Consider the following 15561-nt stretch of genomic DNA (forward strand, 5'->3'; position numbering starts at 1 on the left):
CATCACTTACATACAACCAGCAATCAAAGGGCTAAGCTGTGATTCATCGCATACGGCGTAAATGTAACATCGGTGATCGATTCGCCGAATGCCCCGCTACGCCGATCGACTCCAGCAGACCGGGTAGCCGCGGTTTCTTTTCACAGCGCCAGCTTCTGCACACCGTATTCATCGGCCACCAGGACGGCATTATCGATCACCGCAATGCCGCGCGGGTTGTGCAGCGCGCCGGGACCGGACGGGACCACCGATTGGACCCCGTCGGGCGTCATCTTCTACACGCGGGGTCGAGCTCCGACACCCGGCCTGCACGACATAGATGTTTCCAGCCGAATCGATGTCCAGGCCCATCAACCGATCGAGACCGGTGAAGGGCAGCGTGGTCTGATTGCCCGCAGCGTCGAGCCGCACGATGCCGATCCGGTCCTCACTGTTCGAGACGGTGATCGCCCCCGCGGCATCGACGAAGATGCCGAACGGGAAGGCCAGATTCCCGGGCGGGATCGTTTCCTGGGTGCCATTCGGCCGGACTCGAACAATGCGATCGTTCCAACTGTCGACCACATGCAGGTTGCCGGCAGTGTCGACATGAACGTCCGCGGGGTTCCGCAGCTCAGGAATCGCGATAGTAGTTTCTACGCCCTCCCGATAAACAAACCCGTGCCGATATTTACTGTCATACGGCGAAGCACCTGGGCCGAATTCCCAGAATCGCGGCATTGCCGCCGCCGGCATCAACTCAATTGCCGTCGTCGGTGAACAACCGGAGGTACACAATTTCGCCTTCAGGCCCGTTGGTCCAGAAGTAGAGCGTCTTCGCTTACTTCAACGGGATGTTCGACTTCTCACCAGCCTCGATCGGAAACCCGGCGACAGTACCGATCGGCGATAGCGATACGTAAGCGATGCGACCGGAATTATCCGCGTACCGAAGCAGAATCCCGGGAGCATGTGTCACAAAAGTATTCGGCGTGCCAGCCGTCGCCCAGACAGCATTATATTGCAGTGCCGAGGCATCGAACGCGATACGCAACGATGCGCCGCAGCGGATTCATAAGGCGATCGACTGGGTATTCGCTCGGAACTATCAACTGCGGTCGTCCACCAGAGCCGGAAGCCTGAAATCGGATTGCCGACGAAGCAGCACCTTTGCACCACTGACACCGGATATCGTGCTAACGCAGTAATGAGATAATCGGAACGCTGTCACTCAGGCAGCCTGCGCAGGCCGAGCATCTCCCGTGCGGCAAGGTGGGCGCGATATTCAGATACACTAGGCTTGGTTCCGTCGAACCAGGCCGACACGCTGCTCCAGCCTTGGTAGACCTCGTCCGGTTCTTCCACCTCCCAAACCGGGGGGTCTTCCAATGCCAGGTCAGCTCCATCTATTACGTGATACGAATAGCCTTGATGCGCTGCCAGCACCAGCATTCCCGCTGGGTCACGAAGTTCATGATCCACATCAGACAAAAGCGCCACTACCTGACGCTTCGTCCCGGCACCTACGGAATCCACACCAAACGCTGTACCTGCGAACCAAATTCCTGGCCGACGACCGACGAGCCGAAGCACCTCCCGAACCGCTTCTGGCACACAGACGACACCCTGCGCAGCAGCGAAACGGTCAATATCTGAATCCGCCGCACCTGTTACAGAGCCGGGATCGAGGCCCTCTCGAACCACCTGCTCGAAAACCGACTTTATCGGACCACTTGTTTCGTCATGAAGTTGGTTCAATGCCATATATCCTTTCCCCCGGCAAGTTAAGCACCTCCATACGCATGCGCGGAAATGCGGTTTCGAAGGCAAGCATAACATTCTGACACGAGGTGCACACCTGATAGTAGGGCGGAGCACCCGAAGTCCTCGCCGATGGTAGATGTACAACCAATCGAAGGTCGCCAGAGAGATCCGCAGCCTTGAAGGGCTTGTAGGCCGACCCGTACAACTGAGTTCCGCGCTCATTCAATCGATCGATCGCTATATGCAACCGCTCACGCGTCCGGATCGCCATGGCCGCAATCTCTTCGGGGCTGTGCACCCTCTTCTCTCGATACTCTTTCATCAGTTCGTGATCGCGGGTAAAAACCTGCCTATACGCCTCTCGGATCGCCGCATCCACTTCGACGGCAGATAAACCACTGCGCTTGCCGAGTTGAAAACGAGCTATCTCCTCGAACAACTTAGGCTCCGAGTCATGCGCTCGATAACCTCCCTGGCTATCACGAAATCGGCCGGTCTCCGGATTATACGTTGAAGCACGCGAGGTCTCGTAGAGTCTTTCCTCTTCGACTGGACGTCTGGGGACTTCGGACGCAGGAGTCCAGTCATGTGCCACACCACTGAAGTTGAAAGAGTCGTACGCTGTCCCGTAGTCATTGTCAAGCCGAAGGCGACTCGTAGTCAGCGTCCGGTCCAGAGGGTGGCGTTGATCTTTGGCGCTCGGATTTTCTGCCGCTTTCTCAGTTGCGGAACGATAACCGTCGGCTCGCTTCTGAATATTATCTCGTGCCAGCTCAGCAAAATCTACATCCCGAACAGTTGGATGCCGGAAGCCTTGACTCAATTCGGTCAGATCCAGCATTTTACCGAATTGCGGAAAGCTTGAAGGGCGGAAAGGATCGATCAATGGAGCGAAAGCACCGTACTGATGCCACCCGTCGAATTTAGACAAATCCGGAAGCCTGAGACCCTCACCTCTCGGATTCGGAATATCGCCCCATTCGATTTCGACCGCTCGCTCGACTACGACAGCTTCCCTTACGTTGGCCGAACGAGGGCCGCGGCCGATACGCAATCCGGCCGCGTTGACCGCCACATTGAAGCCGAGTAGACCGGACGATTCCCATGGATTCTCTCTCATTTCTTTTGGCGTGACCCCGATAAGATCGCCCATGAGTGCGTTCTCGCGATCCGGCCTCTGATAGGCGGAGCCAATACCATTAGTTCCGACTCGAATCGAACTTGTCGTCGCCATGAAGTCGGCTAGATTCCCGGCTAAGTATTCGACGCTGCCCACCACGGGGCGTACAAAAGCCCCTCCGATCTCCGCCAGTCGCTCCTCCCGATCAGGCGGCTGATATGTCGTCATAATGCCGTTCTGGGTTGCTTGAACCGATGACAGGCCTGCCATACCGTCGGCGACTTTCCGGAACGGGTAGGCTACAATATCGAATATTGCGCCACCGAATGCTGTGGCACCCTTGATAACACCACCACCGAGTTTTTCCCACGCCATTCGATCGTCGGGCGCCGCATTATGACTGATCCGCTTACCGGTGGCGTCGAAAATCGACTCAGATTTATCCGCATAACGCCGCGTCCGCGTGCCGTCGGCGTTATAGGTATCTTCATACCAATCGTTGCCCTTGCCGCGGTATTCGTCGACTACGAGACCGGCCTTGTTCGTGTGCAACCAGTGTAGACCGTCTTTTGCCTGCTCCATACGACTGAGATAAGTGTTGCCTTGACCGTCGTCCGATACAGACCAACGCTTTCCTGCCTTGTCTAGGTGCCATCGACTTCCGTCACTATCAATGCCACCGACAAGCGTGCTTTCGACCCCGCCTTTGCCGTTGGGCACCGCCGCCGTGATAAGTACATTTCCGTAATTGTCATGGTGATAGTTGTTATATAGACCTTGCTCATTCAATACGCCGACATCGGTACCTACCCTTTTGCCGTTCGGGTCGTACGACGGTGTCTCCACACGTTTACCGTCCGCGCTGATATCGGCCTCCATGGGGGCGGGGGCGGACGGATCCGCACCTGCCGGCACGGTATAGATCTTTGCCTGTCCATTTTCGGCCCCATTAGTTCCGTCCGGGTAACGGACCGAATACGAACCGTCGGCATTTGCTGTCCAGGTAGTCACACCTCCCCTGCCATTGGAGACGGACCGCATCTGCGTGATGGTGCCGTCAGCGTTACGGATCGTGGTGTCGATCGTTTGCCCGCCGGTGCCGGCAACGATCACGCTCGTTGCCACAGCGCCGTTATTTGCCCTCGTCTCCCAAGGCACGCCCTCAGCAGGCAACGCCGGAGCCGGTTGCTGCCCGGCACCATCGACCGGCTTGTCAGTACCCGGCACCGCATCGCCCGGTACCTGCTGCGGATTCTGCACCGGCTGCGTCTGTGCCGGCTTCTGCTGTTGCGCCGGATTAGGTTGCGGCACCGAGTTATTCGCTGGCTGGCCAGAGGTCCCCTGCACCGGTAGGTTGGCTCCGGGGACTGGCGGACGCTGCGTCTCTTCCTCTCGCCTGGCCCGGTTGGCAGCCTCCTGTTCCTCCCTGGTCATCGGCTTGTCGCCCAGACCTGTCTGGTAACCGACCGGCTTGATCACCGGCGGCGACAGGAATGGCGCACCCACAGTTGAGGTCGGCCCCGAATCCGGCATTGCAGGACGCGAATCGCTGACCGGCCGAACCGACTCCATTAACTCTCTACCCGCGAATATGCGAGCGAGCTTCTGACCAGAGGACGTGGCAGTCATCCCATGAAAGTCATAGGTGCGACCGACACCACTGCCAGCTCCCGACGAATCATCGAGCGGCACAACATCGGTCGACAACGATGCCAAATGCGCGATACGCGCCGACGCCCACGGCGCTACCTCGCTTTGCGGCGGCCACGCGGAATCATTCACCACAACAGACCTCGATCAGAATCAGATTTCAAGAAGCGGAACCGGGTGCATAGACGAAAAAGCGGCCCGGAACTCTCCAGGCCGCTTGCCATTTTTGGTTGGTCTAGCTGATGATCAGAGTCCCTGTGTCGGAACTTCGAGCTGAATGACATTCATCGGAACCCGGGGATGCATCTGTTCATGCGGACTAATTGCTGCCAGATCCGGCGAGGCGATATGGATCCGCGCTCGTACCAGAATGGCATGAACTAAGTACCATAATATCTGAATATCCGTGCAAGTGTGCTCGGCGGCGGACCGCAGGCAAGAAACTCGACTCACCTCCGCGGATGCCCAATGCTTTTCGCATGCGCGTGCGGATTCCTTCAAGCAATGAGTACCGAATAAAGTCACTCGTCGGACCTCAAGTCGAGAACAGCGGGGAGGACATCCTGGAGATCGACCACTTCATCCGCATTGCTCCTTGCCGTCACTCCTTTATCTGAACGCCGTAACCAGCGACCCGGCGCATCCCGCTCAACCATTCTGCCGCCCGACACCGGGTGACTCATTCCCAAATTACCTCGAAATCAGGAATTGAAGCCGTAGCCAATATATCGCTGACCGGAGTCGAGATGGGCATAACTTCGAATTCGCTCGGCACGTTCATTCGAGATAGCGAGATACCGAACAGGCACGTGTCACACCACAGCAGACCGCTTCCGGCACTCATTCCGGGAGGGCCGATGAAGGCGACCCGGACCGGCACAGCCGCACAGTTCGGGCAAGGCGTCTGCGGCAGACTCTCCGGATTATTGATAATTCCGGCAAAGACCTCCAACCACGTAGCCCGATCAGCACGATTCCGTCGGCCGCCAGCGGGAGTATTCTCGATCATCATTTTCCTGTCGCATCATGTATGTACTTGCCCACAGACTCCCACCATTCGTTCTCGGCGGCCCAAGCCCTGATCTCGAACTGAAGCACCTCCTCCGCGTTTCGGGGAGGCCTTTTCATACCCAGCTGCTTGAGCTCGTCAGCGTGGAACTTCTCATGATACAAGGTACGCGCCAATCTGGCCTCGCCGGTAAGATATATGGTTTCCGGAATCACATCCATGTGACCGTTGGCAATAACCTTGATGAACTCTGCACCCTTCCTGAATGCTTCGGGATACAGCGTCACGTCATGCGGTGAGGTGGTCTCACCATAACCCAGTCCGCGTATGTTCCCGCGATAGTGCACGAATCGAATATCGCTAATATCAATGCCATACTTCTGCGCAATCGCGATAGTCGTTTCCTCACTGAACATCAGATCCCCCTTCAGCGGAGGCAGTTTCGGAAACTTCTGCGGCTTCCCACCCTTCCGCATCAATCTCGTCGGTCCCGCGGCTACAGGTTCAGCCGCAACGTGACCTGCGCGCGCCAGTTCGGCACCGCGGCCGACGGTGGAGGTCGGTCCTGCCGGCGGACGAGAGCGACTGGTGCTCGCGCCGAGTTCGGTCTCGACCTCGAGTTCAGCGATCCGCGGGGCCGGCACCCCGGCTCGTGGCGCAGTCGAACCTGCGCGCGACGGCAGGTCCGACCAGGGCTCAGCGCCCTGCCTCGGGACAGACGCTCCATGATCGGGGAATGTCGTGTGTGGGTTGGCCGCCGGGGCTTCGATCCGGGGCGGCGGTCCGACTCGAGCCGTGCCCGGGGCGGGTGCCTGGCTGACCTTCGGCACTGACGGCGAGGCGGCTGAACCACCCCAGGAAGCAGGCGGCTGTTCGGTGGGGAAGGCGGCTCTCGGCGACGCGGGTGAGGCTGCTGAGCCACGCCATGAGACCGGCGGTTGCTCGGTGGGCAGACCGGCCCGCGGGACGGGATTCGCGGCTGACGAACCTCCCCAGGAGAATGGGGCGGTGGAATCTGGGATTCCGGCGCGGCCGGTGTTCGCCGCGATACCCGGTGCGGCCTTCTGTGCGGCGGCAGCGGCTGCGGCTTCACGAGCCAGAGCTGCGGCCTCGCGCGCTTTGAAGGCAGCGACAACTTTGGCACCGGCGCGGAAGGCGATGCGACCCGCGCCATCGAGAACAGCCAACGTCGCCAATTCGAATGCCAGATCTTCGAATTGTTCTGCGACACTCGGCCCGTGCCCAGGGTCTGTTGCCCAATGGAAACCACTGCCGTCTTTGAACAATACACCGCCGCCCGCAACTTTATACATCTTGTCGGCTGAAACACCTGGCGGCATGAGAACTTCGGTGATTTCGGCATTTACCCCCGTATCAGGGCGCTGCACAAATCGACGATTGCTTGTATTTTCGAATGCCTTCGGCTCTACCTCGAATTCATACTTGCCGCCGACCGCAATACTGTATTTGACGATGGAAGGTTTCCGGGCTTCACTGCTGTTCGGAATTACCGGCTTGCCATCTGGACCATAGCGAATGATCGAGTCACCGACTTGCACCAGATGATTTCCGTTGGCGTCGATCATCGACCCGTCAGGATAGCGGTCGAATTGCAAGAACCTGTTCGGGTCCGACGCTTTGCCCGGTTTTTCACCAATCGAAACGACGTGGTCTACACCATTTTTACCAGCAATACTGACCTGAACTAGTAGGCCGTCTTTCCAGACAGTCTTGATCAACGCATCGCGGTCGCCGTGTAATTGGCCGAGCATGTCGGACAACTGCCTCGCGGAAATGTAATCCTTGCTCGAAGTGTCGACAGTCTTGCGATCGCGGCTGAGCGCTATCGCCGCCATGACCGCACGATTCATCTGATCATCGGCCTGCTTTCGCACATCGATAGCCCGGCCGGTGATTATCTGCACGCCATCTTTGAGTGTCGAGCCGGAAATCAATGATCCAGTCGGGTCGTATAGCTGGCTACTGACCAGGTGTCCGTACTTGTCGAAGATCTTCTCTCGGAAGTTGTCGCCTTCCTTCTCTTGTACATGCAACTCGAGAGCTTTGTGATCGAAGCCTTCCCTGGAGGTCGGCGTCACATCCCAACGAATTCCGTTGTCGTCGGTGTCGTAGCCATAACCATTGGCATCGATATCGCTGATAAGCGTGGTGTTTATGGCACCGTTTGCGCCGGGTGTGGCGACCGTGCTACTCGTCGAGCCGTTCGGATTGACGTGATCGGTCCGGATCGTGCCGTCGTCACGCACCTTGGAATCGGCCTGCGAGACTGTTCCGTCAGGGTTCACCGATTCGGTATGCGTGTTCTTTCCATCGGCACTGATATCGGTCGAGATCGGGGCCGGGCCGGATGGGTCCTGGCCGGCCGGGACCGTGTAGATCTTCGCCTGGTTAGGTGGTGCTCCGTTGGTTCCGTCGGGGTACCGCACTGACAACGAACCGTCGGCGTTGGCCGTCCAGGTCGTCACTCCGCCGTTTCCGTCGGAGACCGAACGCACCTGGGTGATCGTGCCGTCGGCATTGCGGATCGTGGTGTCGATCGTTTGCCCGCCGGTACCGGGAACGATCACACTCGTCGCGACAGCTCCGTTGTCCGACCTGGTCTCCCATGGCACGCCCTCGGCCGGCAGCGTGGGGGCAGGCGCCGTCGAATCGGCAGGGTTGGGCTGCGCCGGTGCCGGGGCGTCGACCGGTTTAGCGGCACCAGGGGTGGTGGTTGCGGGAACCTGTTGCGGCTGCTGGTTCTGGACCGGCTGTGGATTCTGATTCGGTTGGGCAGGCTGGGTATTCGCACCCGGCGACGGCCGATTACCACCGGGCACCGGCGAAAACTGCTGCTGCTCATCCCGTCTCGCTTGATTTGCCGCCGCCTGTTCTTCCGGCGTCATCGACCGATCACCAGGACCGGTCTGGAAACTCACCGGCTTGATCACTGACGGCGACACCACGGGCACGTCCCCGGCCGGAGCCGAATCCGCCGCTACCGACTGCGAATTCGCGGTCGGCCACGCCGCCTCGACCAGATCCTTGCCCGCGAAGATCCGGGCGAGCTTCTGCCCAGAAGAGGTCGCGGTCATTCCATGGAAGTCATAGACACGGCCGTCGCCAGACCCTGCTCGGGTCGAATCATCCGACGCCCCACCGGCCGACAATGAGGCCAGGTGGGCGGTACGCGCCGACGCCCATGGCGCCACCTCGTTTTGTGCCGGCCAAGCCGAATCACTCGCCATAACAGACCTCAATCGCAATCAGAATCCGAGAAATCGAGAAGGAGCCGCGGTTTCAACTCGAAGGAGCAGACGGCTATACGACAAAGCGGCCCGAAGGATCCGGACCGCTTGTCATTTCAATTGGCAGATATGTTTGATTTATGCCTGAATCCGACTCATACGTTGCGAGTCGATATGGCATCTCTCGTGGAGAGAAGTTTGATCAGGCCAGCCATTAGAGAGAGGGCCTGCTGATCGGGCAACATTTACGGATCCTCGATATCCGCTGCCCAACTCGGAACAGGCCTACCGATTTCCCGCTTACGGAATAACGCCTGATACACGTCCATAAGCTGCTCGCAAGACCTACAGCTGTCCGGACGAAACCGCGGTCTTGCCACACCGGACCGCGGGAACGACAAAGCGACCCGGATAACTCCGGGCCGCTTGTCGTTTCGGGATGTTCAGATGTGTTCGCCGACAGCTTGTTCGGCTTCGCACGGGCTATGTGACCGGCGCGTCGACCGCAATCCAGGCACCGTTGCGGAAAACGTGGTGCTCGTAGTACATGATCTGCCTGCCGTCGCGCATCTTCTGGACGCCCAGCTCCCAGTAGCCGTTGAACTGTTCCCCACCCGCGCCGATCCGCAGCCGGTGGACCTCGACGCTGTCCATTTCATAGCGAATGATCAGCCGGGCCGTGTTGGAACGTTCATCGCATTCGACCGCCTGGATTCGCTTGAACCCGGGGATGTGGATGGTGTCGCCGTTCAGCGTCGGCTGTACCTCGACGACCATAAAACTCTCATACATAGCTACTTCGCTTTCTGTGCTGCCCGCGGTGAACGGGTTGCCCTGCTTCAGATTTCCTCTTGCAGAGAGGACGGGATCTTGTAACGGGCCTTGGGGGGCTCTTGACCGGGAACATGCAAGCGCAGGAACCCACGCAGCTCGTCGATGTGCTGCTGGAGCGCGCGGATCAGGCGGATCGCCTCGCGGAACCGCTTCTTGTCGTCTGCCGCTTGGGTTTCCAACACATCGACGCGAGTGCGGAGTTTGCCTACCTCACGCGCCTGCCAGGCGGTGATCGCCCCGATGACGGTGGCGACCGCGATCCCGAAGGCTTGCACCAGTTCGGGATTCATCCAGTGTTGAGTCATTCATAGCCTGCCTTCCTGCCGGTCGACCGGGGTCACCGCCGGTCGAATGAGCAGGCCGGCGAGCACGGGGGTAAGCAGGCCGTATACGGCGAGTACCGCCTCGATCCACGCGGTATCGATCTGATGCCCCGCGATGAAGGCGATGACTCCGGTAACGGCGACGAGCACCGAACGAATCAAGGCGGGCTCGGGAATCCGGTGTAGTGGCATCAGATTCGCCTTTCCGCGGCGGCAAGCAGTCGGTCGAGCTTGAGTTCGAGTGCTTTGAGCCGCTGCTCGGTGCGGTAGTCGGCGGCGTCGGAGTTGAGCACATAGCCCGCCACCGTGTCTCGGTACTCCGAGTCCGCGACCCGGGACTGGAAGCCATAGGTGAGCTCGAAGTGCACCCGGCGCAGCTTGTCGAGCAGCTCGCGCTGCTCGGAATCCGAAAGTGCCATCAGTGCACTGCCTTTCAATCGCTCCGCGATGTCAGCGCGGAATTGGTCCATGTCCATGCAGCCGGGATCCCACTTGCCCTGCTTGGGCCCGGCCCATTCCTTATGACCGATCACCCGATCGGCCCCGTGGCCGAGCTTGCGCAAGATCGCCGCGCAACAGCCGACGTAGGCGTCGTATTGCGCGTCCGACCACCCCTCGGTGCCGTTGTTGGCGGCCTCGATACCGATGGTGTGGAAGTTGGCGTTGTCCTCGGGCAGTCCTGGCCACGAACCGGCGCCTGCGTGCCAGGCCACACCGGCCGCGACCACGGTGACCGTGCCGTCCTGAGCGAGATGGATCTGCGACAGCGGACCGTCCAATGTCGGTATGCCGTAGGCGATTTCGGATGGCGGCGCCTGCGAGCTACCGGTGTGATGGGCCACGATGCCCCAGATCTCACCGAAATCCCCGTGGCCACGCTCACGCCACCCCGGGAATTCGACGACCCGCAGTCCCTCGTCGCGAAGCACGTCCGCGAGCCATACCGGATCACCGGTCCACGACATAGTTGTCCTACTTTCCGAATGAGATTCGGCCGCGGCGGCGTCCGTGTGCGTCAGGTGATCCGCACGTAGCCGCCGGCCGAGATGGTTCCTTCCAAACCGCCCGGCGACACGGAGGCGAGCGCCTCTACGGTGACTACGTCACCAGCAGCGATATCGACGGTCGCGCTGACCGACAATGTTCCGGACGGGCCCTCGACGGGCGGGTCGATGGTCGCGACGATCTTCGAGTTGACCCGCAGCCGGGCCTGCAACTGGGTGGCGCCCCCGAAGCCAGTGGTCGCGTCGGTGAACGGAATGGCCGCGAGCACCTTGGCAGATGTATTGTCGGCCAACGCCTTCAGGCCGTTCTTGGTGGTGCCGACGACTACGGAGCCCGGATATCCGGCGGTGTCGGCGACCCAGCCGGTGATTTGCCCCCAGTCACCCGTCGGCATCGACTGGGTACCGCTCTTTTTCATGCCGGATGGCAGAAATACCACCGCGACGCCGGCAACGATGACGAACGACATCAGATCCTCCGAACGAGATGAGAGATTCGCTAGTTGAGGTCGAAGTAGAGGTAACTGTTCACACCGGCCGCGACCGTGGTGGCGAACGAGCCGAACGACGAACCGGTCATGCGCACCCACAGCCGGTCGCCGCGCGCCAGGGTCACCACCTTGGCCGGAATGTTCACCGACCCGGCCGTACTGGCAAAGGTCTGGATCGGGCTGTCGTTGAGCATCACGTCGAAACTGCGTTGCTCAGTGGCGGTCAGGTTGCCGGATACCTCCAGCCGGCACCGCACCGTCGCCGTCGCCGCACCGCTGGAGATCAGTTCGTGGTTCGCACTGATTACGGTGTCCGCGTAACCATTGCGGATGGTCCACCCGGTCAGTTTGACGTTCGAGGTGCCACCGGGGACGGATTGCACGCCGTTCTTGTTCATACCCATCGGTGCCGCGGCCGCGGTCGTCCCGGCCGCAACAATGAATGCCATTACAGCGCCCCCACCGAAGCCGAAGTGTCCGTGCCACTTCCGGGCTCGGCCGGCGCCGGGTCCGGCATAGGCGGGTCCGGCGGCTTGGGCACCGTGCCGGATCCGGTGCCGACCGGCAACTCATTGACTTCCTGCTTTGTGGCGGAGAGCGGCCAACCGAGATACATCAGACCGTCACCCCCTTGATGCTGGCCTGCAGTCCCTTGCCGGCACCGGCATCCAGCGTGGTGATCGAGACGGTCAACCGGTCACCCGGATTGAAGGTGTATGTCAGCGGAATAGTCGTGTCACCAGCCTGATTCGCGGGCGTGATGGTCGCCGACGAGCCGGTGACAGTCGCGGCGCCGTTGACCTTCAGTTCGACGACCAGGTTGCCAGTGCCTGCGGTCTCGCCCCGATAGGTCACCGAACTGATGGTGACCTTGCGCTCGATCCGCAGCCCCTCGGGCATCACATTGCCGACACCGGCGGCCCGGGTTCCGCTGTGCGACTTGAACGCGATGTCGTAGATCTGGCCGGTAAGGGTGGGCGTGCGAGCGTCCGACAACCGCGCATCCGTGCTGACGATCGTGTCGATAGCGGCCCGCACATCCGCCGCGCCGGCCGCGTTGAGCAAGGTCCGGCCGAGTGCGGTCGAATCGGTGATCTGGTTCGCCGGATGGGTGTGCGCGATCGGCGCGCGCGCATTGGTCAAGCGCGGATCGTCGCCGGCGACCGCGGTGGTCGCGGTGCTGCCGATCGCCGGCGGGAAAGTCGCCGGCTTCCCGGTGATACCCGCCCAATCGGTGGTGCCTGCTTGACCGCGAATAACCACACCCTGACCGTTCGGCAACCAGCCACCCGTCGCCGCGTGATAGACGTACAGCAGTCCATCCGCCTTGACCACATACTGGGCGCCTTCGGGCGGCGTCGCGGGCAGCTGTGTGTAGGTACCGACCTGCCCATCGATCCGAATGCCTTCACCACGCGGTCCCATGACGACCGCGTTGCCCGTGGAGGCAGGGACCGGCGAGACCAGCGTCAGGTCGATCAGGCCGGTCGAACCGACATCCGGAGTCTGCGGATCCGCACCCGGAACATACTCGGGCACAGCGAAACTGAACGATTCCATCGGAACACGTTCACCGTCATAGGACAGGTCGAACGACACCCGCCAGGTCCACTGGGACGGATTCGTGGCGGCGCTCGGCGCGACGAGCCGCACACCGCGCCGGCCTCGCCAGGTGATGAAACCCCACTCGTCCAACTGGCATTCGTAATGACTCGGCAGCTGGACGTATGTCGCCGGCCCCAACTGCGCACCTGGGACAAGCACCTTCGGCGCGTCTGCGGCGAAAGTGATCGAGCCGGTCAGCGGCGGGAACTCAGGGGTGTCCCCGACGTCGCCGTCGTCGATGACGTTCGCGAGGAAGCGCCCGACGACTTTGCCGTACTTCAACGGGGGCAGATCGGCCATGGATCAATGCCTTTCGGACAGCAGGCAGCCGGAGACGGCATACCGTTTTGCGGAAAATGAGAGCGGCCGTTCGATCAGCCGTAAGAGTTGCGGTCCCGGCTACACAGGAAGCGCGCGAACGTTGACATGCGAATAGCTGGAGTAGATGTTGTAGCTTCCGGTGCCCTCGACTCGATGCGCGAGGACATAGAGGGTGACCGTCTGATTGGCGGGTACCACACCGAATGTCGCGTCGGGCTTCATCGGATACTGGAAGCCCGGCGAGATGAGCACATAAGCGATGCGCGAAACTCGATGGCTCCAGCCGAGTCCGACGAGATCACCCTTGGGGCTGCCGATGCGAACCTCGATATTGCAGCGGGTCGGCTGTTCCGTCTGCACCTGGACACCACCCTCGACGATCGGCCGCCATGCCGTGGGCTGCGCCGGAATCGTAATAGCGGCAAATGTTTTCGTCTCTTCGGTGACGTTCTGTGCGGCCGAGATCTGCTTCTCCCCGATCACCCACGGCCCGTTCGGCCGCGGGCTGGGGGCCGGACGGAACTTCTGCGCGGTGGCATCCCAGGTGAGCACATGATCCTGACCGAGCGGGCGCTCCTCATTGATCAGGACATCGGAGGCATCCTGGATCCGGCCGCTCGCCCCCGGATCGCCGGCGTCGCCGGTCACGCCCCGGGGAAAGGTGATCTCCAACCGCTGGGCCGGCGCGGTCCCGGTGATCCGGGCCGCCGCGGCCGAGCCGGTGGCGCCTGCGACGGCCGCACCGGTCAGCCGGTTCGGCGCGCCGCGACGACCGCGCGCGCGGAAGGCATCGCTGAACGCGACAAACCCCATCCCGGTCCAGTAGTAGATGCTGTTGTCCGCAACAACCCGCCATGCTTTGCGTGCGTCGGCGGTGGTGAGCGGGAGCCGGCCCAGCGCGGCCGCATCGGCGATGTCGCCCTGCCACGACCACGGCCATGCCGCGTCGCCTTCCGGACCGACCGCACCCTGGCTACCTTCCCGGAGCTCGATCAGCGCTTCCCGATCGACCACCTCGAACGGGTTCACCGTGTAGGGCAGTCCGATCGAGTCGGCAACGCCACGCATGGTGATCATGATGTCGTCGTCGTAGACGACGGCCGGTTCGCTGGTCACAGCGTTATCGTCGGTCACAGCGCCCCCACGGGTCGGGCCATGCACACGATCTGCGCGTCGGCCATGGAGTATTCGTAGCTGGCGGTGCCGATCGCGCGGCGTAGCAGCACATACAGCGTCACCGGCTGTCCGGCAGGTACCACACCAACGGTGCTGGCCGGGGTCATCCCCCGCACGCCGTAGAAGGGTTGGAATCGGGCCCGGGTACTGACACCGGTCACCAGGCCGGTGCCCAGGGCGACGATCTGGCCGGTCGCCGAGCCGATGCGTACTTCCGCCTCGATGCGGGTGGTGAATTGGTTCCAATTCTCGTCGGGACGCACGACGACGCCACCGGTGATCATCGGACGCCAATCGGTGTCCTGCGCCGGGATATTCAGCTGGGCAATGTTTTTGGTGACGGCGGTGATGCCGGCCTCCGAGCCGGCGAAGCCCGGACCGCCGTCCCAGGAACGGCCCTCGAGGATGGTCCACGGGCCACGCAGGCCCGGATACGGCCGCGGCTTCCATTTCCCGGTGGCTGGATCCCACGCCGGTACGGCTCGATCGATATGCGGACCGTCGGCGTAATCGGACGCGTTGCGGATCGGCCCAGGGCCACCGGCCTCGCCCTTGCGCCCCTTTTTGCCGCGCGGCACCGTCAGGTTCAGCACGAGGTTCGGCGCGGTGCCGGTCACCGTCGCCTGGAGCTCGGACCCGACGGGGCCGGTGTCCACCGTACCGATGGTGAGGGTGCACGACTGCCCATCAGGGCCCGCAGCACCGAATGCGGCAGTGAACTCGTCGAATCCAGTGCCGTTCCAGTAGACGAGCGTGCCGGTCGACATGATTCGCCATGCCTTGCCCGCATGGGCCAGCGTCAACTTGGGGGTCAGCGCCGCGAGCGCGGCCTGGTCGGCAATGTCGCCTTCCCAGCGGAACGGACGAGCGGGCTCACCGGGCAATCCGCGCACTCCCGGCGTACCGGTCATCAGCTCGAGCGAACCGTTCCGGGGCGTACCGTGCATAGACTGCACCACACCGGGCACACCGATCCCCTCGTCGATGCCGCGGATCTGTGTGGATTCGAAATACTCTCTTACAGTAGACATCTCACC

General features: G+C 61.4%; 13 protein-coding genes. All 13 read right to left on the reverse strand.

Going from position 1 to position 15561, the window contains the following annotated elements:
- Nucleotides 1-189 precede the first annotated feature (189 nt).
- Nucleotides 190-735: a hypothetical protein gene (locus tag ACFQ9K_RS11910; RefSeq protein WP_378718791.1), complete on the reverse strand. Its 546-nt coding sequence runs from the start codon at nt 733-735 to the stop codon at nt 190-192.
- Between the two features lie 471 nt (nt 736-1206).
- Nucleotides 1207-1743 carry an SMI1/KNR4 family protein gene (locus ACFQ9K_RS11915; protein ID WP_378718790.1) on the reverse strand — a complete coding sequence of 179 codons (537 nt, stop codon included), beginning with the start codon at nt 1741-1743 and terminating at the stop codon, nt 1207-1209.
- The gene (locus ACFQ9K_RS11920; RefSeq protein ID WP_378718788.1) at nt 1721-4492 is read right to left on the reverse strand and encodes a hypothetical protein; all 2772 of its coding nucleotides are present in this window, start codon (nt 4490-4492) and stop codon (nt 1721-1723) included. The genes ACFQ9K_RS11915 and ACFQ9K_RS11920 overlap by 23 nt, the downstream gene beginning before the upstream one ends.
- Nucleotides 4493-5521: 1029 nt before the next feature.
- Nucleotides 5522-8617: a hypothetical protein gene (locus ACFQ9K_RS11925; RefSeq protein WP_378718786.1), complete on the reverse strand. Its 3096-nt coding sequence runs from the start codon at nt 8615-8617 to the stop codon at nt 5522-5524.
- Between the two features lie 636 nt (nt 8618-9253).
- Entirely contained in the window at nt 9254-9547 is a 294-nt protein-coding gene (locus tag ACFQ9K_RS11930; RefSeq protein WP_375921379.1) for a hypothetical protein, read from the reverse strand.
- A 62-nt stretch (nt 9548-9609) separates the two neighbouring features.
- Nucleotides 9610-9894 carry a hypothetical protein gene (locus ACFQ9K_RS11935; protein WP_378718785.1) on the reverse strand — a complete coding sequence of 95 codons (285 nt, stop codon included), beginning with the start codon at nt 9892-9894 and terminating at the stop codon, nt 9610-9612.
- Nucleotides 9895-9909: 15 nt separating this feature from the next.
- The gene (locus ACFQ9K_RS11940; protein WP_378718783.1) at nt 9910-10119 is read right to left on the reverse strand and encodes a hypothetical protein; all 210 of its coding nucleotides are present in this window, start codon (nt 10117-10119) and stop codon (nt 9910-9912) included.
- Nucleotides 10119-10892 carry an N-acetylmuramoyl-L-alanine amidase gene (locus ACFQ9K_RS11945; RefSeq protein WP_378718781.1) on the reverse strand — a complete coding sequence of 258 codons (774 nt, stop codon included), beginning with the start codon at nt 10890-10892 and terminating at the stop codon, nt 10119-10121. Before ACFQ9K_RS11945 ends, ACFQ9K_RS11940 begins: the two co-directional genes overlap by 1 nt.
- Before the next feature lie 50 nt (nt 10893-10942).
- Complete coding sequence (locus ACFQ9K_RS11950) at nt 10943-11401, reverse strand: hypothetical protein (protein ID WP_378718779.1); 459 nt, start codon at nt 11399-11401, stop codon at nt 10943-10945.
- Between the two features lie 29 nt (nt 11402-11430).
- A complete protein-coding gene (locus ACFQ9K_RS11955; RefSeq protein WP_378718777.1) occupies nt 11431-11871 on the reverse strand; it encodes a hypothetical protein in 441 nt (146 codons plus the stop codon).
- A 166-nt stretch (nt 11872-12037) separates the two neighbouring features.
- Entirely contained in the window at nt 12038-13327 is a 1290-nt protein-coding gene (locus ACFQ9K_RS11960) for a hypothetical protein (protein WP_378718776.1), read from the reverse strand.
- Between the two features lie 99 nt (nt 13328-13426).
- Complete coding sequence (locus ACFQ9K_RS11965; protein ID WP_378718774.1) at nt 13427-14464, reverse strand: hypothetical protein; 1038 nt, start codon at nt 14462-14464, stop codon at nt 13427-13429.
- A 14-nt stretch (nt 14465-14478) separates the two neighbouring features.
- Nucleotides 14479-15555 (reverse strand): hypothetical protein, encoded by a 1077-nt coding sequence (locus ACFQ9K_RS11970; RefSeq protein ID WP_378718772.1) that lies wholly within the window; start codon nt 15553-15555, stop codon nt 14479-14481.
- Nucleotides 15556-15561: the final 6 nt, after the last annotated feature.

The organism is Nocardia sp. NPDC056564 (assembly GCF_042793755.1).
In the GTDB taxonomy this organism is placed as follows: Bacteria; Actinomycetota; Actinomycetes; order Mycobacteriales; family Mycobacteriaceae; genus Nocardia.